The sequence below is a fragment of the Phyllobacterium sp. K27 genome (genome assembly GCF_054796155.1).
Genome location: NZ_CM139240.1, coordinates 1,963,159 through 1,984,583, shown reverse-complemented (window position 1 = coordinate 1,984,583; position 21,425 = coordinate 1,963,159). Strand labels below are relative to the sequence as shown.

General features: G+C 53.8%; 23 protein-coding genes and 1 pseudogene. 7 read left to right on the top strand and 17 right to left on the bottom strand.

Going from position 1 to position 21,425, the window contains the following annotated elements; genetic code table 11:
* Window positions 1-100: 100 nt before the first annotated feature.
* A pseudogene (locus ACYJL1_RS09635) lies at window positions 101-287 on the top strand (IS3 family transposase); the annotation flags it as partial.
* A 95-nt stretch (window positions 288-382) separates the two neighbouring features.
* Here the strand turns inward: ACYJL1_RS09635 and arsH are convergent.
* From arsH to ACYJL1_RS09610, 5 genes are read right to left on the bottom strand one after another with little or no spacing between them, the layout of a single operon-like run.
* The gene (gene arsH, locus ACYJL1_RS09630; protein ID WP_460895209.1) at window positions 383-1,111 is read right to left on the bottom strand and encodes an arsenical resistance protein ArsH; all 729 of its coding nucleotides are present in this window, start codon (window positions 1,109-1,111) and stop codon (window positions 383-385) included.
* Window positions 1,086-1,508, bottom strand: coding sequence for an arsenate reductase (glutaredoxin) (gene arsC, locus ACYJL1_RS09625; protein WP_460895208.1), 423 nt, complete (start codon window positions 1,506-1,508; stop codon window positions 1,086-1,088). Before arsC ends, arsH begins: the two co-directional genes overlap by 26 nt.
* Complete coding sequence (gene arsB, locus ACYJL1_RS09620; RefSeq protein ID WP_460895207.1) at window positions 1,505-2,569, bottom strand: ACR3 family arsenite efflux transporter; 1,065 nt, start codon at window positions 2,567-2,569, stop codon at window positions 1,505-1,507. The genes arsC and arsB overlap by 4 nt, the downstream gene beginning before the upstream one ends.
* A gap of 2 nt (window positions 2,570-2,571) precedes the next feature.
* Window positions 2,572-3,099: an arsenate reductase ArsC gene (locus ACYJL1_RS09615; RefSeq protein WP_460895206.1), complete on the bottom strand. Its 528-nt coding sequence runs from the start codon at window positions 3,097-3,099 to the stop codon at window positions 2,572-2,574.
* Window positions 3,092-3,448 (bottom strand): ArsR/SmtB family transcription factor, encoded by a 357-nt coding sequence (locus ACYJL1_RS09610; protein ID WP_460895205.1) that lies wholly within the window; start codon window positions 3,446-3,448, stop codon window positions 3,092-3,094. The genes ACYJL1_RS09615 and ACYJL1_RS09610 overlap by 8 nt, the downstream gene beginning before the upstream one ends.
* A 593-nt stretch (window positions 3,449-4,041) precedes the next feature.
* Here ACYJL1_RS09610 and ACYJL1_RS09605 point away from each other — a divergent pair.
* The 3 genes from ACYJL1_RS09605 to arsK all read left to right on the top strand — a co-directional run bounded on the left by ACYJL1_RS09605 (window position 4,042) and on the right by arsK (window position 6,349).
* Window positions 4,042-4,575, top strand: a complete 534-nt coding sequence (locus ACYJL1_RS09605; RefSeq protein ID WP_460895204.1) for a hypothetical protein — start codon at window positions 4,042-4,044, stop codon at window positions 4,573-4,575.
* A gap of 194 nt (window positions 4,576-4,769) precedes the next feature.
* Window positions 4,770-5,099, top strand: coding sequence for an ArsR/SmtB family transcription factor (locus ACYJL1_RS09600; protein ID WP_460895203.1), 330 nt, complete (start codon window positions 4,770-4,772; stop codon window positions 5,097-5,099).
* Between the two features lie 32 nt (window positions 5,100-5,131).
* A complete protein-coding gene (gene arsK / locus ACYJL1_RS09595; protein ID WP_460895202.1) occupies window positions 5,132-6,349 on the top strand; it encodes an arsenite efflux MFS transporter ArsK in 1,218 nt (405 codons plus the stop codon).
* A 24-nt stretch (window positions 6,350-6,373) separates the two neighbouring features.
* On the opposite strand, the gene ACYJL1_RS09590 is transcribed toward arsK, so the two are convergent.
* Together ACYJL1_RS09590 and ACYJL1_RS09585 are read right to left on the bottom strand one after the other, a co-directional pair.
* On the bottom strand, window positions 6,374-6,499 hold the full coding sequence (locus tag ACYJL1_RS09590; protein ID WP_460897995.1) for a DUF1127 domain-containing protein: 126 nt from the start codon (window positions 6,497-6,499) through the stop codon (window positions 6,374-6,376).
* Window positions 6,500-6,540: 41 nt separating this feature from the next.
* Entirely contained in the window at window positions 6,541-7,560 is a 1,020-nt protein-coding gene (locus ACYJL1_RS09585; protein WP_460895201.1) for a permease, read from the bottom strand.
* A gap of 72 nt (window positions 7,561-7,632) precedes the next feature.
* Here ACYJL1_RS09585 and ACYJL1_RS09580 point away from each other — a divergent pair, with 72 nt between their 5' ends.
* Window positions 7,633-8,511, top strand: coding sequence for a LysR family transcriptional regulator (locus ACYJL1_RS09580; RefSeq protein WP_460895200.1), 879 nt, complete (start codon window positions 7,633-7,635; stop codon window positions 8,509-8,511).
* 14 nt (window positions 8,512-8,525) lie between these two features.
* On the opposite strand, the gene ACYJL1_RS09575 is transcribed toward ACYJL1_RS09580, so the two are convergent.
* From ACYJL1_RS09575 to ACYJL1_RS09545, 7 genes are all read right to left on the bottom strand, one after another.
* The gene (locus ACYJL1_RS09575) at window positions 8,526-9,812 is read right to left on the bottom strand and encodes a molybdopterin molybdotransferase MoeA (protein WP_460895199.1); all 1,287 of its coding nucleotides are present in this window, start codon (window positions 9,810-9,812) and stop codon (window positions 8,526-8,528) included.
* A gap of 11 nt (window positions 9,813-9,823) precedes the next feature.
* Window positions 9,824-10,204 carry a c-type cytochrome gene (locus tag ACYJL1_RS09570; protein WP_460895198.1) on the bottom strand — a complete coding sequence of 127 codons (381 nt, stop codon included), beginning with the start codon at window positions 10,202-10,204 and terminating at the stop codon, window positions 9,824-9,826.
* Between the two features lie 75 nt (window positions 10,205-10,279).
* Window positions 10,280-12,742 carry an arsenate reductase (azurin) large subunit gene (locus ACYJL1_RS09565; RefSeq protein WP_460895197.1) on the bottom strand — a complete coding sequence of 821 codons (2,463 nt, stop codon included), beginning with the start codon at window positions 12,740-12,742 and terminating at the stop codon, window positions 10,280-10,282.
* 12 nt (window positions 12,743-12,754) lie between these two features.
* On the bottom strand, window positions 12,755-13,288 hold the full coding sequence (locus ACYJL1_RS09560) for an arsenate reductase (azurin) small subunit (RefSeq protein WP_460895196.1): 534 nt from the start codon (window positions 13,286-13,288) through the stop codon (window positions 12,755-12,757).
* A gap of 149 nt (window positions 13,289-13,437) precedes the next feature.
* Window positions 13,438-14,778 carry a sigma-54-dependent transcriptional regulator gene (locus tag ACYJL1_RS09555; RefSeq protein WP_460895195.1) on the bottom strand — a complete coding sequence of 447 codons (1,341 nt, stop codon included), beginning with the start codon at window positions 14,776-14,778 and terminating at the stop codon, window positions 13,438-13,440.
* Window positions 14,762-16,144: a sensor histidine kinase gene (locus tag ACYJL1_RS09550; protein ID WP_460895194.1), complete on the bottom strand. Its 1,383-nt coding sequence runs from the start codon at window positions 16,142-16,144 to the stop codon at window positions 14,762-14,764. The genes ACYJL1_RS09555 and ACYJL1_RS09550 overlap by 17 nt, the downstream gene beginning before the upstream one ends.
* A gap of 65 nt (window positions 16,145-16,209) precedes the next feature.
* Complete coding sequence (locus tag ACYJL1_RS09545) at window positions 16,210-17,076, bottom strand: substrate-binding domain-containing protein (protein WP_460895193.1); 867 nt, start codon at window positions 17,074-17,076, stop codon at window positions 16,210-16,212.
* A 942-nt stretch (window positions 17,077-18,018) separates the two neighbouring features.
* Here ACYJL1_RS09545 and ACYJL1_RS09540 point away from each other — a divergent pair.
* Together ACYJL1_RS09540 and ACYJL1_RS09535 are read left to right on the top strand one after the other, a co-directional pair.
* Window positions 18,019-20,205: a PAS domain-containing sensor histidine kinase gene (locus ACYJL1_RS09540; RefSeq protein WP_460895192.1), complete on the top strand. Its 2,187-nt coding sequence runs from the start codon at window positions 18,019-18,021 to the stop codon at window positions 20,203-20,205.
* Window positions 20,206-20,225: 20 nt separating this feature from the next.
* Entirely contained in the window at window positions 20,226-20,573 is a 348-nt protein-coding gene (locus ACYJL1_RS09535; protein ID WP_460895191.1) for a response regulator, read from the top strand.
* A gap of 21 nt (window positions 20,574-20,594) precedes the next feature.
* On the opposite strand, the gene ACYJL1_RS09530 is transcribed toward ACYJL1_RS09535, so the two are convergent.
* Genes ACYJL1_RS09530 through ACYJL1_RS09520 form a run of 3 tightly spaced genes read right to left on the bottom strand, consistent with a single transcriptional unit; the run spans window position 20,595 to window position 21,312 of the window.
* Window positions 20,595-20,816 (bottom strand): hypothetical protein, encoded by a 222-nt coding sequence (locus tag ACYJL1_RS09530; RefSeq protein WP_460895190.1) that lies wholly within the window; start codon window positions 20,814-20,816, stop codon window positions 20,595-20,597.
* 23 nt (window positions 20,817-20,839) lie between these two features.
* Window positions 20,840-21,070, bottom strand: coding sequence for a hypothetical protein (locus tag ACYJL1_RS09525; RefSeq protein ID WP_460895189.1), 231 nt, complete (start codon window positions 21,068-21,070; stop codon window positions 20,840-20,842).
* Complete coding sequence (locus ACYJL1_RS09520; RefSeq protein ID WP_460895188.1) at window positions 21,040-21,312, bottom strand: hypothetical protein; 273 nt, start codon at window positions 21,310-21,312, stop codon at window positions 21,040-21,042. Before ACYJL1_RS09520 ends, ACYJL1_RS09525 begins: the two co-directional genes overlap by 31 nt.
* Window positions 21,313-21,425 lie beyond the last annotated feature (113 nt).

Genomic DNA, 21,425 nt, shown 5'->3' with positions numbered 1-21,425 from the left:
GCTATCTTATCGTCTGCAGCCGTGCCCAGCTTCGTGGCCAACCACTTCCTTCAGATTGCTAGTGCCGCGTGAAGTATTCAGGTAGCCAAGTTTGTCAGAATTTAAAATCCAGGGATCGGCGTATGGAGTTCGACGGGTCTGGCATGATGTGCTGTCTGAAGGCTTGTCGTTGAGTCTTCATGCCGAACGTGCTGGATTGCCAGATCAAGCCGACAGACCGAACCAGAACTGGTAGCCGACTTCACCTTATCTGAACGGCGGAGGGCTGGCTTTATATTCCCGCCGTCAGCATCGCTCTGATTTGCTCGATCAAGGCTCGGCCCTGTCAAACTTCAGATCCGGTGATTTTTGCTGCTCAATTCCGGATCACGGCAAGCAGCAGTCAGACTGCAGATTTCAACATCACCCGTTCTTCCAATTTGGCCGCGCTCTCCTTCCGCTCACTGTAGCGATCCGTCAAATAGTCAGAAACATCTCGGGTCAAGAGTGTGAACTTGACCAGTTCTTCCATGACATCGACCACCCGATCATAATAGGCGGAGGGCTTCATGCGACCGTTTTCGTCAAACTCCTGATAGGCTTTCGCTACAGAAGACTGATTGGGAACCGTAATCATGCGCATCCAACGTCCAAGCACTCGCATCTGATTAACGGCGTTGAAAGACTGGGAGCCACCGGAGACTTGCATGACAGCCAGTGTTCGTCCTTGCGTCGGGCGGATTGCTCCCATTGCGAGCGGAATCCAATCAATCTGCGATTTCATGACGCCTGTCATAGCACCATGACGCTCGGGGCTGGTCCAGACTTGCCCCTCGGACCAGAGTGACAATTCCCGCAATTCCTGAACCTTGGGGTGATCGACCGGCGCGTCATCCGGCAGCGGCAAGCCAGACGGATCATAGATGCGCGTTTCGGCACCAAAATGCTCAAGCAGCCGGGCTGCTTCCTGCGTCAGAAACCGGCTATAGGAGACTTTTCGCAATGATCCATACAGCAGAAGAATGCGCGGCCGGTGCGTTGACATTGGAGAAACAAGTTTTGCAGGCTGCGGCAGATGCAGAGCTTGCTGAACTATGTTTGGCAGATCAGACAAGGCGATTTCCTTCCGCATCGATAACGACCTCGCCATCTTCCTTGGTGAAAGGGCCTTTTTGCGCACCGGGTAGAATGTCCAACACCAGTTCAGATGGCCGGGCCAGACGCACGCCCCTATCCGTCACAACGAACGGACGATTGATCAGGATTGGATGCGCTTCCATTGCGTCCAACAACTGCTCGTCGGTCAGGGACGGATCGTCAAGACCAAGTTCTGCATAAGGTGTTCCCTTTTCGCGGATAGCCTCGCGAACAGTCAAACCGGCTTTGCTGATCATATCTTTGAGTTCGTTGCGGCTCGGCGGTGTCTTCAAATATTCAATAATCGTCGGCTCAATACCTGCATTGCGAATGAGCGCCAGTGTATTGCGCGACGTGCCGCAGGATGGATTATGATAGATGGTGACGGTCATCCGACTGTCCTTTCAATTTTCTTCAGATTTTGAACAGCGGCACCACTTTCGTACCAGCCCTTGCTGTGGTTTACGATCCACACGACAGATAACATCACCGGCACTTCGATTAATACGCCAACGACTGTGGCGAGTGCGGCACCCGAGTTGAAACCGAAAAGACTGATGGCAGCGGCAACAGCGAGTTCAAAGAAATTGCTGGCACCGATCAGGGCGGAAGGCCCGGCAACGCAGTGCTGTTCTCCACTGACGCGATTGAGCAAATAGGCAAGACCCGAGTTGAAATAGACCTGAATAAGGATCGGCACGGCAAGCAAAGCAATGATCAGGGGTTGGGCGATGATCTGCTCGCCTTGAAAACCGAAAAGCATGACAAGAGTTGCCAGCAGCGAGACAAGCGAGATTGGTTGCAACGTTCTCAGAAGACGATCGAGTCCCTCCTGACTTCCATTTGCAAGCAATTGTTGACGCGCGATTTGAGCGATGATGACCGGGACAACGATATAGAGGACTACAGACAGGACAAGTGTATCCCAAGGCACGGTGATTGCCGAAAGGCCAAGCAGGAGGCCGACGATTGGAGCAAAGGCGACGATCATGATCGCATCGTTCAGGGCAACCTGTGACAGGGTAAAATGCGGCTCGCCTTTTGTAAGGTTCGACCAGACAAACACCATTGCTGTGCAGGGCGCTGCTGCCAGAATGATCAGACCTGCAATGTAAGAATCGATCTGTATTTCCGGCAGATAGGGCCGGAAAAGCCAACCGATGAACAACCAGCCCAGCAATGCCATGGAAAACGGCTTGACCGCCCAATTGATGAACAGTGTGACGCCGATACCGCGCCAGAACTGCCCAACATGACCAAGTGATGCGAAATCGATGCGCAATAGCATGGGGATGATCATCAGCCAGATCAGCACCGCCATCGGGATATTGACCTTGGCATATTCTGCCGAGCCTATGGCTTGGAAAACACCGGGGATGAAGTGGCCAAGAGCTATGCCGACAACAATGCACAAGGCAACCCAAACGGTGAGGTAGCGCTCGAAAATGGACATAATTACGCAACGTCCGTTCTGGCAGTTGATGAGCCTTCAAGGCGGCCGATTTCCTGCAGTTTCGCATGCAGTGAAAGATTATCTATTGATTGCATGGGAAGGTTCAAAAATGCCGATATCCTGTTCTTCAAATAACGGGCGGCGGTTGAAAACGCTCTTTCCTTCTCTATCTCCGTGCCCTCGACAGCAGCAGGGTCTTCAATTCCCCAATGTGCAGTCATAGGTTGGCCTGGCCAGACCGGGCAGGTTTCGCCTGCGGCGTTGTCGCAAACAGTGAAAACAAAGTCCATCTCGGGAGCACCCGGTCCGGCAAATTCCTCCCAGTCTTTCGATCGGAAGCCTTCCGACGGATAGCCGAACGCGTCAAGAACCTTCAAGGCCAAGGGGTGAACTTGGCCCTTCGGGTGGCTGCCGGCGGAAAATGCCCTGAACCGCCCCTTCCCTTCAACATTGAGAATGGATTCGGCCAAAATGGATCGCGCTGAGTTCCCCGTGCAGAGGAAAAGTACGTTATAAACTTGGTCAGCCATTGAGAGTCTCCTTGGGTGGACAACAGGGAACGATATCGGCGAGCAACGCCTGGCAGAGTCCGGGATGACCTGCGCAACAGTCTTTCAAGAGGAAGCCAATTGCCTCACGGAGCCTTTCAAAATCTGCACGATAGATAATTGATCGGCTTTGGCGTTCGGCATTGATGAGGCCCGCCCTCGATAAAATGCCGAGATGGGTCGACATCGTGTTTTGCGGAACACTCAGCATTCGCGAGATTTCACCTGCCGGAATCCCGTCAGGCTCGTGCATGACGACGAGCCTGAAAGCGTCCATTCTGGTTGTTTGGGCCAACGCCGAAAAAACTTCTATAGTCGGTTCTTTTTCCATATATCGGGATATATCGATGTGATAATTCCTTGTCAATCTGTCACAGGGGGATTTAGGTTGCACCCGAACACGCTGATTTCCGCAGCGATACTCTGATTAAGAGTAAGTATCTTGGAGGGTGCGGCGTCAAACTGTCCGGCGCGATTCCGACCGGGACTCAGTTCAATTCAAACCAAGCTGTGGTGGAGCTTGCAGAGAAGTTTGCTGCAGTCAGGCGTCTTCTCATGAATAAAATCCCCGCTGAGACCCTGTAAGTTCAAAACCTATTTACAAAAATTTCGCAACAATGGTGTGACGTTCATGTAATGCCGGGCAAGCCGAGTGCTGGTAAGAACCAATCCGCTGAAAACATTATCGAAATTTCCGCTTCGTGACTTTTTTCACCTGACACATTCCTGGAGAACAGCGCGCTCAAGTGATTTATAGTGGGGAATTGCCTTCTTTGAAATTTTGGCTTCAGCCTGCCCCTTCCACGTGACTGAAGTTGTAATCGGAACCGTCATCAGAGTTTTACAGAACTGTTATACTCGCGTCTTTGAAACACATCTTGCGTTAGACATAGACTGGCCACTGACTGAACCGATCAGGGAAGCATGGACAAGATATTGGAGGAAACTGATCTGGTTGTGCAAATCGCTTCCGCTTGGCAGGATCGCGCAGGGCTTGTGCGCAGACAGATTTCTTTCGCACGGGCAAAGGAACTCATCCATCGCATTTTCGACGATGCCGGCGTTCCCAGACCTTTCGTGAAGTGCATCCCTGCAAACTACCGTATGCAGGGGTTTGCCACGTCAGAACACGAGATCTTCATTTCGGAACTGCCCAGCAACGCGACATTGATCGAGGCGTGTGCACAACTCCTGCTTGGCCTGAGTGACAGCGTTCCGGTCCAGCAGAACTTCAGCCAAAATTCACTATATTTCCGGAACTGTATGGCGCTGGCTGACCGCTATATAGACAACATGGCTCACGCTGACGCCCGGCGGGAAACCTGCCTGACCGTCGGCGACGTGCATTCAAAGTGGGCAGACATTCAAAAAGACCATCCCCTTTATGAAACTGCAGTCGGCGCGGGATGCCGCATTTTTAGACGCGGGGGAGAACCCGAACCGCTGCGCGATCCGTAAAGGAACAATCAACGCATTCCATAAGCACAGGCATCCTGGCTTCGCGGAGGGTTCACAACATGCCGCCTCGTCGGCGAGCTGCGAGCACCGCCTGGAGCGATGCGTCGCCGTGAAAATCTATGAGTATAGGGCTGGTAATAGAGTTCATGATCGTATAGTCTTATTTCAACATCTTTTGAGATATTGAGGTAATTATGAATGAATTGCAAGCCCTCGATGCTTTTGCATCGCTTTCACAGGACACCCGGCTGAGGATTGTGCGTCTGCTTGTGACTGCCGGACCCGACGGAATGCCTGCAGGCGCAGTTGGCGACGCGATGGGAGCATCATCCTCCAAGATCTCGTTTCATTTGAGCCATCTGGAACGTGCCGGTTTGATCCAGTCACGACGCAAGGCGCGATCGATTATCTACAGCGCCGTCTATCCTGCACTCTCCGGATTGATCGAATTCCTGATGAAGGACTGCTGCCAGGGACAATGTGATCCCATTGAGAAAAACTGCGCTGAAACCTGCACTGCCTGAAATCGTCACTCGTTGGACCAAAAGGTTCTTGAATGTCAGCATCATCTCATCGGGACCTTTTTGTGGTCGCCGCTCTCGGCCTGACTCAGATCATCGGCTACGGCACTCTTTATTATAGCTTCAGTGCATTGGCCGCATCGATGGCTGCAGATTTCGGCTGGTCACAGGAGTGGGTGTTTGGCGTCTTTTCCATCTCGCTTCTCGCAGGGGGATTAGCCGCGCCCCTGGCAGGCAGCCGGATAGATCGCCACGGAGCGGGAAAAGTAATGGCTTGGGGATCAGTCGGGGCGGCCATCGCACTCATTGCGTGTGCGCTTGCCCCGGGACCGATTGCTTTCGCTGCGGGGTTGATGACGATTGAACTCGCATCGACATTCGTCCTCTACAACGCAGCCTTCGCTTTGCTGGTACAGATCAATCCTGTCACCGCACCACGAACAATCACCTACCTCACCCTTATCGCCGGGTTCGCCTCGACAATTTTCTGGCCCTTGACGTCAGCGCTCCATGCGACCCTGTCTTGGCAGAAAGTGTATTTCGTCTTTGCCGCTTTCCATCTCGCCCTATGTCTGCCGATTCATATTTGGCTGGCGCGACTGTCTGCGAGTTCGGCGGATGCAGGGTTAATTGAGGTAGCAACAAAGCACTCTGTTGAAGGAATCCTTCCCACAGAACGCAGGCAATCCGGCTTTGTATTGATGTCTGCAGGCCTTGCCCTCGTGAGTTTTGTCGACGCGGCTATCCTGATTCACATGTTGCCCTTGCTGACTGGATTGGGGCTTGGCAGTGCAAGCGTGCTGATCGGTACCCTGTTCGGCCCTGCTCAGGTAGCCAGCCGACTTTTCAGCATGTTGAGCGGCAACCGCATTCAACCACTGGGTTTGGCACTGATATCAGGGCTGCTCGTACCAGTGTCGGTTGGCGTCCTGTTGCTGAGCGGCTCATGGGTTCCAGGGGCTCTTGCATTTGCCGTCATCTTTGGTTTGGGGGCCGGTCTTGCCAGTATTGTACAGGGCACTCTGCCACTGGCGCTCTTTGGCAGCAATGGTTACGGACAACGCGTCGGCAAGGCTACCGCAATCCGACTGGTTGCGACCGCCGCTGCGCCCTTCGTGTTCGCATTTATGATGCAGCATCTTGGCGCGGGGACGGCATTGGCCATAACGGCGGCACTTGGTTTTATGGCTGTGGTATCTTTCGCAGCCATCGATCGTCCTATGCACCGAGCATGGCTCCGGCAACTATCCTGAATCCTGCTCGGACCCCCTCGCCGTTCATTTGTTTTGACAATGTTCAATTTTAATCGCCTGCTCACGCGAAAGCCCGAGGTCTTCAAGCAGGTGATCGTCCAACGTAGACAACCGCCGCTCCGATTTGGCTCTCCGTCGAATTTGGATCACGCGACTGAGATGCGAAACGACACACCGGATCAAATTATCCCTCACGGCAGCAACAACCAGATTTTGGCAAAGGCATATCCGATTGCCAAGGACCCAGTCATTGCCAGCGATACGAACAGGATAATGGTCGAAAACCTTAGTACAGCGGCCACCGCCATGACACCCCATATACTGACCGCACCACCCGAAACGAGAAAAGCCATTGCAGCGCCTGGCGACATGCCAAGATCAAGAAGTCCACGCACCAGAGGCAATGCCGCATAGCCGTCGAGATACATGGGGGCTCCCACCATGACAGTGAGTGGAATTGCGTAGTTGGAATCCGCGCCGACATAGTTGGCCAATAGATGCGGCGACAAAAGATCCCGCATCACATATTCAGCCGAGAATGCGAACGTCAGGCACAAGGTTATCAGCTTCGTCATTGAGAGCAGGTCGGCCCGGAACAACCGCATCCGGTCTGGATATTCCCAGATGCGAAATGAAAAATCTTTCGGGGTTTCAGCAGAGCACAGGTCAGTTTTTGCCCTCCAGGATTGGCGGGGCGGTTTTTGCACCATGTCTGTGCCAGTTAACAGTGCGGTTCCGGATCCTGCAAAGACTCCGAGAGCGAACGCAGCGACGGTCTTGCCGATGGCAAAGGCCGGGCCGAGCACCGCCCAAGTCACAGCGAACATCGCCGGATCGGTGACAGGCGAGGAAAGCCAAAATGCCATGATGGGAGCGAGAGGAACGCCAGATGCAAGCAGTCCGGCCATGAGCGGGAGAACCGTTACCCCGCAAACGGGCGTAGCGGCACCTATCGCGGAAGCAATGACAATCGTGGCGGCAGGGCGTCCTTTAAACCAATGCGCGGCGACAGCGCCCGCCCCACTCGCTGCAACCCAAGCCGACAATACAAGCCCGATCGCAATAGTTGGGGCCACCTCGACAAAGCTGCCCAATACGAAGCGCAATGTTTCTTGAGCCGTTGCCGGCCATGCAACGGCTGCCGCGACAGGGACTACGGCGATCGTTGCCCACAACAGTGGTCGTTGAAATTTTGGCAGTGCGATGATCATAACGACTCCCTTTCGACACCGAGCATAAATCCACCGCTTCCATGAAGATAACGAATAGTATAAATAGGAGATATGAGTGCAAACGATAGGTTTAATCCTCAACTTGACAGCGAGCTCTTGCGCAGTTTTTTGGCAGTGGCCAAAGCAGGCAGCGTCAGTGGCGGGGCCAGCCGCCTGTTTCGAACGCAGTCCGCGATAAGCCTTCAAGTGCGGAAATTGGAGGAAACAGTCGGGCAACAGTTGTTCGAACGACATGGCCGTGGGGTCTCGCTGACCGCGAGAGGCGAACAGTTATTGTCCATCGCACGACAAGTTGTGGAAACTCTCGACCAAGCTGTCATTGCCATGCGCCAAGTGAAGGCCAGAAGCGAGATACGACTTGGGATACCTGAAGAGTACGGCGATACCCTGCTTCCGCTGATCCTCACCGAATTCGCAAAAGAACATCCCGGCGCGCGAATTCTCTTGTGGTGCAGTTCAAGTGCCGGATTCCGGGCTGCGATTGAACGGGGTGACTTGGATATCGCCCTACACTCTCCGGCTGATGTCACATCTGAAGACGCTGTCGTGCACCAGGAGGCTGCTGTTTGGGCAGGATCTGCATACCATGAAGTTGAAACCCGAAAGCCGTTGCAGGTGGCGCTTTTTGACAAGGCGTGTTGGTGGAGGCAACGCTGCCTCGATTTGCTCGATGCGTCTGGACTTGATTACGAAATCGTCTGCACCAGCGAAAGTGTTGCAGGGGTTCGTGCCGCGATATCGGCGGGGATTGCCGTCGGTGTACTGCCGAGGAGCTCTTTGACCGAGAGCATCAGGCTGTTGACTAATCCGGAACTTCCGCACCTTGGCGAAACACCGCTCGTGCTCACACGGGCGTCAGGCGCGAGGGCAGAACTCGCCGACAGCCTGACAAATATCGTCAAGAAAACACTTGGTGCCTTATCGGTCTAAGATGATCCGCCTGGTCAGCCAGGGTGAAAGGGCAGAAAGCTAAGAGATTCGCCTTCAACGATATTCACCATCTCTTCGCCAAGCATGGCTACCCCGTCGGCGATCGACAAAGGGAAAAGTCTTCCAGCCGAGCCTCTTTCCAACATGCGCAATAGAGGTCGATTGAACTGATCTCGCCCGGCAACACTGACAGGGATGAATTCGGACCGTCCCTTCTGCTTGGAATATTGGAATGCAGCTAGGCCGACGTCGAGCGGTGAATGCAGGCGATTCATGCCGGAACGCCGACGCAAAGCTGGCAAGACGATTTCCCTGAAGGTGATGGCAGCGGCATAAGGATTTCCCGGCAATGCCGCAAAAACCACATTGCGCACAATTCCCATTTTCAACGGCTTTCCAGGCCGCATCGCCACCTTCTTGATATGAAGTTCGCCGTCATTCTCCACAAAAGCTGCGGTCACATGGTCTTCGCCACCTGCTGATGCTCCGCCTGTCGTCAGCAGGATATCGCAATGTGAAAGGGCATCCCGGATTCGCTCCGAGATAAGCCGTTTGTCGTCTTTGACGTGGCCAAGATCGACAATCTGCACCCATGGTTCGTCAAGGTAAGCCGATATCATGAACTTGTTCGAATTATAGATTTGGGAGCCTGCCCGTGCTTGCCCCGGATCGACGAGTTCATTGCCAGTCGTCAGCAAACCAACGCGCAAGCGGTCATACACATTGATCTCTGCGATGCCGAGTGACGCCAGCAAGGCGATTTTGTTGGTTGTGAGAATGTCGCCTTTGTTGGCAATGAGCTGGCCAACCGCAACGTCCTCACCAGCACGACGTACATTGGCACCGGGTTCAGGCTGCCTGGTTATGATCACGCAATCGCTGGTGACATTGCAGTCTTCCTGCCGAACAACCGTATCAAAGCCTTCCGGCATTGGTGCACCCGTAAATATCCGGACGGTCCCACCTGAACATTTGGCCAGTGACGCATTATCTCCCGCGGCGACCGTCGCCGAGACCGGAATTGACCATGGTCCCGGACCCTTCAAAGAAGACCACGTTACGGCAAAGCCATCCATTGCCGCATTGTCAAAGGGCGGACTATGTATCGGTGCAAGCACATCCGCGGAACACACCCTCAATCGCGCCTTCCCGATGGCGATATGCTGACACCGATCAATCGGGGTGGCCATCGCGACGGCCGCAGCGACCGCATCGTTAAAGCCGATGGCGGAGTCTTTCGATCCCGCATAACAATCAGCTTCCTTTCCTCGATCCGCCACAACCTCGGGAATTTGATCCATTTCAGCTCCGATTATTGGCTGACCGTTTGCAGATAGGCGAACAGATTCTTGATGTCCTCGGGCTTCTTCAATCCGGCAAAGGCCATCTTCGTGCCTTTTACCTTACCCTTGGGATCGACAAGATAAGCCTCGATTGTCGCCTCATCCCAAACCATGCCAGCGGCTCCGGCATCTTTCATTGCGGACGAGTACTGGTAACCTTCCACCGTTCCTGCCTTGCGACCGACGATATTGTGCAGCGAAGGTCCGACCTTGTTTTTCCCCTCTTCGACTGTATGGCAGGCGGTGCACTTCTTGAACACCGTGGCACCCGCTGTGGCATCCAGTGCCTGAGCGGGACCAAACAGAACTAAAGTGGATATGATTGCGATAGCGAAACCAAAATCCTTCATTACAGACTCCAGGTAGAAAACTGCGTTAAGGCACAGAAACGCGCGCTCCCTGACATTGGAAGCGCGCGTTGGTGTTTACGATGCGGAATATTCTTTTGATTTGAACGAGAGATGTTTGACGCTTTCAGGCGCATCCGAAATCTTGCGGATATTCGCCCAAGTTTGCTTGTAGTTCGGCAACATCAGCTCATTCGTACCCGCATTGATGACATTGCCTTGAACGCCCGTCGGGAAACCGAACAGCATGAAGGTTTCGCCCTTTCGGGCGGACGGCGTAGGATACACGATGGCCTGTGTCGACCCGCTCTCATTGTAGATTTCCACGAGATCGCCATTGCCAAGATTGAGCGCCTTCATATCTTCCGGACTCATATCGATGAAGGGATAGGGCCAGCGGTCCATGACGAAGTCATTCTCCTGGTCGAGAAACGCGCTTTGCCAGACGAGATTCGCGCGCCCGTTGTTGATCAGGAACTTGTTGTTTTTCTTCTGTTCCTCTTTACCGGGAGCCTGCAAACCGCGCCATTTGGCCTCCAGGAAAGTCGCCTTTCCATCCTTCGTGCCGAATTTTCCGTCGGTGTAGAGACGCTTCGTTCCGACTATCTTTCCATCTTCGAATGCCGTCGCGGGTTCCTGAAAGCCATTGTTACCCATGGCACGCAGGCGATCATAAGTGACGAATTCACCGCCTCCGGCATTCTTGTTGTAACCGTCCATGAAGGCGTCTTCTTCTGTCTTCCAATCATAGCCCTTGAACTGGTCAGCATATTTCGCGTCACCCATATCGCGGAAAACCCGCTCGAGATTCTGGGCAAGACCTGCAGCGATCAGACAATCGGGCTTGGAAACGCCAGGCGGATCCATATAACGCTCAACAAGCCGCATTCTCCGCTCACCGTTCATCGATGTCAGGTTCATCTCACCCGACTCTGCGGCCGGAAGCCAAACATGACTGGCCGCTCCGATTTTCGAAGGGATGATATCGACGTCGACAGAGAACAAGCCGCCCGCATCGATCGCATTGACGATCGCTTGCACGAGAGCATCGCGATCGCCGTAAGGAACGCTGTTCATAGCATCCTTGACCAGATCGGTACGCTTTTTATAGACGCGGTTGAACTCGTGGGCATTGATCGTCGTCTTGTAGTGATCGCAGGCCCAGATGTGATGAACACCACCCTTGCCCTCGATCAGGAGTTTGTCGACATAGGCCGCAGGGCGTCCGACATGAGCGTCAGAAGGACGGACATACCCCTCCTGATGACCACCCATGCGCACGCAACCGCCACCTTCGCGGCCGACGTTGCCCGTTGCCAGGGCCACATTCACCAAAGCGGCATTGGTGCGGTAGTTGTCATTGCCCCAGATCAACCCCTTTTCATAAGCAAACATCGTGCGACGGCGTTTGCCTTCCTTGGGTTCGGCAATCCATGCCGCCGACTGCTTGATCTGATCGACGCTCAGGCCCGTTATGGAGGCAGCTTCTTCCAACGTTGTCTTGTTGAGTTTCACCGCATCATCGAAACCGCTGGTGGACTTGGCAATGAAATCCTTGTCCGTCCAGCCCTGCTCGGCGATATAGGTAAGCCATGCGTTGAACAGGACCATGTCCGTTCCGGAGTTGATGGCGAGATGTATAACGTTTTCTGTTCCGCCTTCCGCCTCGCAGGCATTGACTGAAACAGTACGGCGCGGATCGACGAAGATAACGCGGGCCTGTGCGTGGGGTTCATTAGGCAATTGGGCCTTCTTCTTGTCCAGCGATGTGCCGCGAATATTGGGAATCCAGTGATTGAGGAAATAGTTGGTCTGGGTTTCCAACGGATTATTGCCGACGGACACGATGGTATCCGCTAGTTCCGCGTCCTCGTAGCAATTGTTCAACTCGCCAACGCCCATATCACGGGTGGCATGTACTTCGGAATTGTATGCGGGCCGATTGTGGATGCGGATATTCTTGACCTTCATGGATTCAAAATAGAGCTTGCCTGTGCCCCAGGTATTTTCGTAGCCGCCGCCTGAACCGCCATGATCAAAGACCGAGACAAAAAGACCGTCTTCGCCCTGTTTCTTGATAACGGCAGCAGTTACCCGGGCGACAAGATCAAGCGCATCGTCCCATGTGGTCGGCTGCATTTGACCGTAGCGCCAGACCATTGGTGTCGTCAGACGTTGCTGCTGGGTGCCTCTGGACCTGCTGAACCTCGTTTCGCCCATGCGTGCGCCGCGTACCGACCCAAGGCCGGAGTTCACCTCGCACTCATGGTCCGGTTTGATGACAATATGTACGTCCTCACCGTTCTGCTGAACGATGTTGTACATCGACGGCGCGTACCAGGCATCGGTCTCTGCGGCCTGCTGTTCGGCCAGATTTACCCCAAAAACGTTCTTTGACGGATCTGTGCCGCCCTGTTTGTTCACAGGCCACGAATATGCGTGGTAGCCGCAGCCGACGATGCAATAATGACATGTGACGTTGTGCTTTTTCGCGTCCGCCGGGATGATTGGCAAGCGATCGATTTGGCTCTTGAATGCCATGATGTCTTCCTCCTAGAGAACGTTGCTCAAACGGCCGTACAGCAGTTCATCCAATCCTTCGGCATAGATGTCGCCCTTGTCGTCGATGCGCAGGGCATATTGTGGAAGGTTTGAGGTGGATTGGCCCCAGATCTGCTGCCCTCCCGCTTCGGGATCGAACACCGAATAATGGCCCGGGCAATTGAATGTCCGCTTGTCTGCGGAGTAAGTGAGAGGGAAACCCTTGTGCGGGCATGTGACTGAATATCCGACAATGTCACCGTCCGGCCCGGCACCGCCTGAAACTTTCTTTCCAAGTTTCAGGATCACGCCCGGAGCTTCGTCATCCGGGTATGCCACATCCAAAGGTTCGTTCACGACCAGATCTTTGATGTTTCCGAGCCTGTTGGATGGGTATTCAACACGAGCCGATCCGCTGTTTGGCGCAATGGCCGCCTGAGATTCGACGGGTATGGAAACCGCTACCGCAGCGCCTGCGACAGCATACCCGCTGCCCCTGAGAAATTGCCGCCGACCGATGTCTACCATTTTACTGCAACGTGACATTCTTCCCTCCAGAACCGTTTGACTGACAGTTAAGGAGCAAGAGCCGTGCCAACTGCTTTGCTAGTATAGAACGCGCGGTGTTATAGAAGTTTGGAACGTTTCAGCGATGACCGCACGTTCGGAATCTCGAACGCGCTGGCGTTTGGCGTTCAGTTTCCCGAACGGTCTTTTGGAGCCATACCGAAACGCGACATCTTCTCCCACAGCGTCGTCCTTGAAATCGCCAACAGATCGGCTGCTTTTGCGATTTGTCCATCTGTCTCGAGGAGCGCGCGCTGGATTTGACGCTTTTCGGCGGCGTCGCGGACGTCAGCCAAGGGTGCGAATCCATCAGACATTCCAAGATTTCCATCTTCGGGGAAGAGATCAGATGGCATTATCTTGTCGCCTCGTGCCAACGTGGCTGCTCTTTCAACGCGATTGCGCAGTTCCCGCACGTTGCCGGGCCAAGCGTAATGGGCAGCCGCATCTTCTGCCAGGCTGCTGAAACCACGGATGTTACTTTCGGTCCTTTGGGTGAAGTCGGTCAGGAAGTAATCCATCAGGTTGAGAATGTCGCCGTGGCGCTCACGAAGCGGTGGAATCTCAACGGGGAGAACTGAAATACGAAAATACAGATCATCACGAAAATGGTGCGTCGGAGATTTGGCACTCAGGTTCTGATGTGTGGCAGAGACAATGCGGGCATTGAAGCCTACCGTTGTTTCTCCTCCAACGCGCGTGAATGACTTTTGCTCGATCAAGCGCAGAAACTTAACCTGAAGGGCCGGAGGCATGTCGCCGATCTCATCGAGGAAAAGAGTGCCCCTTCCAGCGCGCTCGGCATAGCCCAAATGTCTTTGCGTTGCTCCCGAGAATGCTCCCTTCTCGTGACCGAATAGTTCGCTTTCCATCAGCTCCGCCGGGATAGCAGCACAGTTCACGGCTACGAACGGCTCTGATGCCCGAACGGATGCGTCGTGCAAATAGCGTGCTGCAACTTCCTTGCCTACTCCGGTTTCGCCCGTAATCAGAACGGGAAGATCGTTACTGGCATACCGGGTAAGAACGCTCGCAACGTTCTGCATTGCGGGGCTTTCACCAAGTGCGGTGTTGGCAGATGTTTTACGTGGCCGCCGCCCATTGCTGATCCGCTGAAGGAAGTCATCCATCAGAAATGGCTTCGTCATGAAATCGACGGCTCCGTATTGCATCAAACGAACTGCCTGATCGATATCTGCATAGCCCGTTATGAACATGAAAGGCGGAGTACTCGACGTCTTGGAAAGGCTTTGAAATACCATTTCTCCCGAAACGTCGGGCAATTGGATGTCGCAAATCACCAGATCGAGGGAAAGAGAGTCGGTTTCGATAGCGGCAATGGCTTCCTTGCCCGTTTGCCACCATGTCACTTTCCAACCTTCAAGTTCCAATCGTTGAACGATTGACTCGCCCATGATGGGATCGTCTTCAACGAGCCCCACTTTTGCTGAATCAGGCAGCATTTGCATGGCTTGCCGTTCCCTCCCTATAGAACTCCAACCGTATCAGTGTGCCCCCGGATGGTTGCGGTTCGATGGTCGCGTGCCCGTCAAGTTCGATCAGGGTTTGCCTGACGACCCACAAACCGATGCCCTGCCCTGGCCCGGCATTATTCCTGCCATCCAAATGCGTAAGCGTCGATGCGACAGCCGCGCTCATACCGCCTCCTTGATCGGCAACTTCAATACGCAGACAGTCTGCCGCCGACTTGACGTCGAAAACAACGGTACCCTCCTCCGGCGTGGCAGCGATCGCGTTGAGCATCAGATTCAGTGCAGCCTGACGTATGGGGCCAGCTGCAATCGGGAATGTTTCATCGAACTCAATTTTCCAAAGCAGCTTTTGCCGCTTTCGGGAGAGCTCTGGCATGGTCAGCACGTGCACATCATGCAGATCATCGCGGGTAAGTCTGCTGGGCGAGCATTCATATTTATAAGTGGCCAACGTCGCCTTGACGACATCCCTGATTCCGATCAGTCCCCGTTCAATCAGGGCCAGCGATGCCTCCCTCACTCCGGGCTTGGTTCCATGGGTTTTTAGCGTATCAATCGCGTTGAATAATCCGCCCAGCGGGTTGTTAATCTCGTGGGCCATCGAGGATGACAGCCGACCAAGGCTGGCGAGTTTTTCCTCTTCTGCCAGCCGCCGTGCCATTTGCCTTTGCTCTTGTTCCGATTGCACAAGTTCATTGAAACGGTGAAACAAGCTTGAAACTTCGTGATCACCTTTTGGTATCTGTGTACTATCGATCATGCTTAGCATTCCGCCCGAGGAATCCCGCATATGGTTCTCGAGGATACGCATCGGCTTAATCATAAAACTCACAATCCAGAAACCGCCTGCAGCAAAGGCACAAGCCAAAATCCCGTTGGTAATCAGCAGCGTGTAAAGAACACTGCGACGCTCAGCCATTAACTTTGATACGTCGAGAACGGCGTATATTTTTCCGACCTGCCTGTCTTGATAGATGAGGTCGCGCATCGCGAAACCCTTCATCGTTTCACTGGCGACGGTGACCCGAGGCAATGCGAACTGCTGAAGGAACTCTGCGGGAAGACGCGAATATGAAGGCCTGCTTTTAGGGTCGTTGGATGCCACAACCTCCCTGTTTGTTCGGGTGACAACAGTCTCGATCAAGTCGAGTGAAGCGTAGTTCGACCCGGAACGATCAAGAACATCGAATACCTCCCAGATGTCACCACGCATTACGGAAGGCATAATGGAGGCACTGACGCCATCAAGGTAGCTGTCCACCAACCCTTGAAGATTCTCTTCCTGAATGTGAGACAGGCGATTCAGGACCCTGTCCGAAATTGCCACACTGATGATAATCATCAGTAACGCCACAATCAGTGGCACCCGCAACGAGACACTGCTTGTGCTTAAACGCTCCAGGCCCTTCATGTTGCAGATCTCAGAGTTGCCACCTTGGCGGCTATATCATCGAAGAGCTTTTCTTTTTCGACAGAGAAAGCATCCAACTGGAGCATCTGCAAGATTGCTATGCCTTTGGGATCGCTACTCATACCAACCAGGGCGTCCCTCAACTGAGCTATTCTAGGGTCGGAAGCCAAGTGCTTTGGCGACGCGACCGGGGGAAATCCCAGCCATTCCGACGCTCTGACGACCCTCGTCTTTTCCACGAGCGCCGGCTCAAGCTTGCGCATGACCTCCCATACATAGCCGTCCACACTGCCCGACTGCGCAAGCCCCTGCGCAACAGCGCGGATCACATTCCGGTGTCCATAAGTAAAGAATGAGTGGGCGAAAAAAGTATCGTTGCGCAGGTTGTGTTCGGCAAGCAAAGCCTCCGTAACCAAATATCCTGAATTTGAATCCGGATCAGAAAATGCGTGGATGTCATCCTTCAGGTCCCTCCAATCCTTGATGTTCCTGTCAGCCGCCGCGATGAGATAGGCTTGATAAAGCGGACGGCCGTTCCAGACCGGGGTTGCGACAAGATCCAGCGACGAACGGAACTGCACAAATGGATAACCGCAAATCCACGCGGAATGGATTTGGCCCGAGACAAGCAGTGCAGTTACTTCCTGATAAGTTCTCCTCGACACCAATTCGACCGGCATGCCGATCTCTGCTGTCAGGTATTCTTGCAGGGCGGAAAGAAGATCGAGATCATTGGACAGAAACACAGGTGTCAAACCAAAGCGAAGCACATCGGACTGAGCCTGCAGTATCGCAGGACAGGCCAGCACCGATATTCCGGTCGCTGCACCCGACAACAGCGCCCGTCTCGTAATCAGATTCATTGGCTTTCGCGGCATCTGACCCTTTGACGTAACAACGTCCTCCCCAAAAGACAGAGGACTACTGTACCGCAATCATTCGCCTGTTGCTCAAAATTCTCAACCACAGGTCGTCGGAGCAATCACGGCTTTGGGCCGAACCTCACACAGCGCGCGTCATCAGCTTGCTACAGCAGAACCATAGAAGTCGATAACTCTCGATTTGTAGAGACATGATGCTGGTCATGAGCGATGTTAAACGTTTAGCCAATGAACGCGTTTCCATCGCTCCAATTTTTATGGAAGCCCCTACGAGTGGTCGGGGTCACCGGGGCGAGATTGCCATTGAGCAATGCTAATTTCAATTTTCAACGCTTTCCGAATGGCCTTGAGCGCCGTAGACGTCGTTGCCACCGGATTTTTGTTCGGTCTCCAGATTACTGAACACCAAGCCTGTCAGGCTAGATTTCGATTGGGCTTTAAGCGTTGCAATCCGCGCACTGATTGCATTTCCATCCGTGTAGATCTGAAGTTCGGGTAAGGTAATCACGTTTTGAGTCAGATAACGTCTTTAGTGAATTGTTGGTTGCACAAAGGGAATTCAACGAAAAATGTCGTCCTCCTTTGCTGCTTCCATAAAGCTGAACGTGCCTCTGCCACGGTGTTCGTCCATCCAAGGTCTCAAAACACTTCTGCCGAGCCAGTTTTAGTTTGGTGCTCGCAAGGATTGGCCACTAAGCTCGTAGAATATGAAGTCAAATAGGCAACACTCTCGCTACAGCGGTGGTACACCGAATAAGCAGCCTCCGTGACATTTGAAGATATGCACCCATCAACACCTTCACTGCGATAACTTCCGCATTATGATGGAACGGAAGATGGCGTTGATCGTTTAAGTGCGGGCCTTCTGAGCTTTCGGAAGTTGCCAAGCCAAGGATTCACCCGGCAACTGGTTGAAGGTTACAGATGTCCAATATTGAACAATTCCCGCGCCCGGCAGGCAGCCTGAGCGAATACGAGGTACTTAAGGCATCCGCGCCGGGCGTCCTTGATGCCATACCTGGAGCAGTTTACCTCTGCGACCAAGGCGGATGGCTCGTGCGTTACAACAAGGAAGCCGCTGAACTCTGGGGGAGAACGCCGGCGCTAACGGAAAAACCAGAGCGCTTTTGCGGATCACATGCTCTCTTCCTGCCTGACGGAATCCCCCTGGCACATGATGTTTGTCCTATGGCGGCAGCCGTTCTCGCCGGCAAAGAAACCCGAAACGCTGAAGTCATCATTGAAAAGCCAGACGGGTCGCGTTCTGTCGCGCTTGTGAACATTCGAGCACTCCGGGACGAAGGTGGGGAAATTCAGGGAGCGATCAACTGCTTCCAGGACATCTCGGCACATAAGGCGGCGGAGGAGGAGGTTCGCCAAAAAAATGCGGATCTTGAGGATTTTTTTGAGAACAGCGCGATAGCGCTTCATATTGTCGGCGGAGATGGTGTAATCCTACGAGCGAACAGGGCTGAGCTCGATCTGTTAGGTTATACGGCAGAGGAGTACATTGGACGGCACATTGCCGAGTTTCATGTTGATGCGCTGGTGATTGGCGACATTTTGCACAAATTGTCGAAGGGCGAGAAACTCGATCGCTATCCGGCGCGCCTTTATGCAAAGGACGGCTCCCTAAAGCACGTGCTGATCACGTCCAACAGCAGGACCCGGGATGGTGAGTTCGTCAACACGCGGTGCTTCACGACCGATGTGACGGATCTCCATCAAGCGGAACGTGTACGCCGCGATAGTGAGGAGCGTCTGGCGGCGACTTATGAAGCAGCAACCATCGGCATTGCCGAAGCTGATGCTATCGGCCGCTTGCTTCGTGTTAACGACACGCTGTGTCAAATGCTCGGGCGCTCCCGCGAGGAGCTTCTGGCAATGACATTCTTCGATTACACCGCTGATGGCGACCGTGATAAGGATGCCTTTCTCTACGCTCGTCAGATTCGCGGCGAGATTGACAATTACGCGCTGCGCAAGCAGGCGAGCATGCCTGACGGAACGAAGCTCTATCTCGATATCCATAGTTCGTCGGTACGAGATGATGCGGGTCACTTCCGTTATGGCGTAAGAGTGATACAGGACGTTACCGCTGCACAACGTATGGAAGACAAGATACTGTCGAGTGAACAACATATGCGCGACCTGCTGGAAGCCCTACCGGCCGCCGTTTATACCACCGACACCGCGGGGCGCATAACCTTCTACAACAAGGCTGCGGTGGAGATGTCCGGGCGAACGCCAAAGCCGGGGGACATGTGGTGCGTTACTTGGAAACTCTTCTATCCGGATGGCACGCCTCTGGCGCACGACCAATGTCCAATGGCGGTGGCGCTGAAGGAAAACCGACCGATCCGAGGCGCGGAGGCCATTGCCGAGCGGCCCGACGGTACGCGTGTTCCATTCATCCCCTATCCCACGCCGCTTCACGACGAAAACGGCAATCTGATCGGTGCCATAAATATGCTGGTTGATATCACCGAACGGAAACAGGCGGAGAGCAGACAAAAGGTTCTGATTGATGAACTTAACCACCGGGTCAAGAACACACTCGCAACAGTGCAGTCATTGGCCGGGCAAACTGCACGACATGCTGACGGTCTAGATGAATTCCTGCGTAGCTTTGAAGCGAGGCTGCTGGCGCTGGCCCGTGCACACGATCTCTTGACCAGGCGACACTGGGAAGACACACCGTTGGATTCATTCGCCAAGGAGGTGCTGACGCCGCTGACCAGTGAAGCACTCGAGCGAATCTCAATCAGCGGGCCGTCTGTAGACATTCCCTCCAGCACCGCGCTCAGCCTAACCATGACCCTCAACGAGCTTGCGACGAACGCGGTTAAATATGGAGCGTTATCGTCGGACAATGGCTCCATATCCCTGTCATGGAGAATGCGAGAGGACTGCGCGACGCAACCGATGTTGATCCTCGAATGGATCGAAAAAGGCGGCCCGCCCGTTAGGCCACCGACCCGCCGGGGCTTCGGTACCCGGCTGATGGAACGCTGTATAGAACGGGACCTTGGTGGTGAGCTTGATCTCGCATTTACTGCCTCAGGGCTGAAGTGCCGCATCGCTATTCCGGTCGGTGGCCGTATCCAATGAGCGGGTTGTCGGGAGTCAGGGTGTTGATTGTAGAGGACGAAGGCATAGTAGCCATGATGATCGAGGATATGCTCGAAGCGTTGGGGTGCACGATTGCGTTTTCGGCGGCCAACGTTCACCAGGCCTGTGAGATCGCCACAGCAGCAGACATCGATCTTGCCGTATTGGATGTGAATGTAGCCGGTTCCCCGGTCTTTCCAGTTGCAGAAATCCTACGCCAACGCGAGATTCCATTCCTTTTCAGCACCGGGTATGGCGTTAGCGGCTTGCCTGCAAAATTCTCTGCCCATTATGTCTTGACCAAGCCATTTTCGGAGAAAGAGCTTGAACAGAAAATATCGCTCACAATCTGTAAGAAGGTTGAATGACCTGCTCCCATAGCAACCATATCAGACTAGCCTATCGACAATAATCAGAACGTAACCGCCGAACTCATCGCTCGCGCCTTCGATCCCCTTGGTGTAGTTCATGGTCGAACCGCTCCGGTCCATCAGCGTTTGAGTTTGACCGCGACAGGTTTGGCTGATGTAGGATTCCGGCCCGGTTGGTACGCTCAGCAACTTGAAGCGTTGGTAGCGGTCATTTCCTTGCCGCCGGATAAGCCGCAACACTGCTTGCCGCCACTGGCAATCTCCTAGTGATTGCAAGGTATTCGTCGCGGAGTTTGATCGGAACTAGGCAGCGTAAGTGTTGATCGAAGAAGCCGTCGGTATTCTTCTTCAGCTTCACCATAGAAGCCCATCGCTGCTTCAATCAAAGCTGCACGGTCCTTAATCGTGATGTGACCACGGGTGGCTTTCACCGCTCCAAGACCCTCCAAAGTATTCAACATTTCTAATATCCATGGTCTTCGGCCTCCGAGCATGATCGCCAATAGATCGTGGTCATTGGAAAATCTGAGCCGACCATTCTGTCATCGACCATCAACAGCCAGCGGGCCAACCTTGCCATTACGCTTGCTTGAGAATTTGCGATCGCTGTCGACACGACTTGAACCGACAGGCCGTGGGCATATTGTAAAAGCATGGCGTGCAACGCACGACTGGCCTCCATCGCGAGTGTCAAATCATCAGCCTTAATCTCATAGCCACCGCCTTCGTGCATCATCAGACATTGCATCCTCTTGGCATTCGGGCAGGGGTCGTGCTTTCACAATCGTGCCAAAGTTCATCGGCGAACCAATTTCATATGAGACTTTCAGACTAGCACTTGTCACATCG

What these genes read in the sequence shown, in the direction of transcription:
- ACYJL1_RS09565 (WP_460895197.1), bottom strand. Translation starts at nt 12,742, where the DNA reads ATGGCATTCAAGAGCCAAATCGATCGCTTGCCAATCATCCCGGCGGAC.
- ACYJL1_RS09550 (WP_460895194.1), bottom strand. Translation starts at nt 16,144, where the DNA reads ATGATTATCATCAGTGTGGCAATTTCGGACAGGGTCCTGAATCGCCTG.
- ACYJL1_RS09520 (WP_460895188.1), bottom strand. Translation starts at nt 21,312, where the DNA reads ATGATGCACGAAGGCGGTGGCTATGAGATTAAGGCTGATGATTTGACA.
- ACYJL1_RS09580 (WP_460895200.1), top strand. Translation starts at nt 7,633, where the DNA reads ATGAGTGCAAACGATAGGTTTAATCCTCAACTTGACAGCGAGCTCTTG.
- ACYJL1_RS09540 (WP_460895192.1), top strand. Translation starts at nt 18,019, where the DNA reads ATGTCCAATATTGAACAATTCCCGCGCCCGGCAGGCAGCCTGAGCGAA.
- arsC (WP_460895208.1), bottom strand. Translation starts at nt 1,508, where the DNA reads ATGACCGTCACCATCTATCATAATCCATCCTGCGGCACGTCGCGCAAT.
- ACYJL1_RS09560 (WP_460895196.1), bottom strand. Translation starts at nt 13,288, where the DNA reads ATGTCACGTTGCAGTAAAATGGTAGACATCGGTCGGCGGCAATTTCTC.
- ACYJL1_RS09610 (WP_460895205.1), bottom strand. Translation starts at nt 3,448, where the DNA reads ATGGAAAAAGAACCGACTATAGAAGTTTTTTCGGCGTTGGCCCAAACA.
- ACYJL1_RS09555 (WP_460895195.1), bottom strand. Translation starts at nt 14,778, where the DNA reads ATGCAAATGCTGCCTGATTCAGCAAAAGTGGGGCTCGTTGAAGACGAT.
- ACYJL1_RS09545 (WP_460895193.1), bottom strand. Translation starts at nt 17,076, where the DNA reads ATGAATCTGATTACGAGACGGGCGCTGTTGTCGGGTGCAGCGACCGGA.
- ACYJL1_RS09575 (WP_460895199.1), bottom strand. Translation starts at nt 9,812, where the DNA reads ATGGATCAAATTCCCGAGGTTGTGGCGGATCGAGGAAAGGAAGCTGAT.
- ACYJL1_RS09605 (WP_460895204.1), top strand. Translation starts at nt 4,042, where the DNA reads ATGGACAAGATATTGGAGGAAACTGATCTGGTTGTGCAAATCGCTTCC.
- ACYJL1_RS09615 (WP_460895206.1), bottom strand. Translation starts at nt 3,099, where the DNA reads ATGGCTGACCAAGTTTATAACGTACTTTTCCTCTGCACGGGGAACTCA.
- arsK (WP_460895202.1), top strand. Translation starts at nt 5,132, where the DNA reads ATGTCAGCATCATCTCATCGGGACCTTTTTGTGGTCGCCGCTCTCGGC.
- arsH (WP_460895209.1), bottom strand. Translation starts at nt 1,111, where the DNA reads ATGCGGAAGGAAATCGCCTTGTCTGATCTGCCAAACATAGTTCAGCAA.
- ACYJL1_RS09525 (WP_460895189.1), bottom strand. Translation starts at nt 21,070, where the DNA reads ATGCTCGGAGGCCGAAGACCATGGATATTAGAAATGTTGAATACTTTG.
- ACYJL1_RS09585 (WP_460895201.1), bottom strand. Translation starts at nt 7,560, where the DNA reads ATGATCATCGCACTGCCAAAATTTCAACGACCACTGTTGTGGGCAACG.
- ACYJL1_RS09600 (WP_460895203.1), top strand. Translation starts at nt 4,770, where the DNA reads ATGAATGAATTGCAAGCCCTCGATGCTTTTGCATCGCTTTCACAGGAC.
- arsB (WP_460895207.1), bottom strand. Translation starts at nt 2,569, where the DNA reads ATGTCCATTTTCGAGCGCTACCTCACCGTTTGGGTTGCCTTGTGCATT.
- ACYJL1_RS09570 (WP_460895198.1), bottom strand. Translation starts at nt 10,204, where the DNA reads ATGAAGGATTTTGGTTTCGCTATCGCAATCATATCCACTTTAGTTCTG.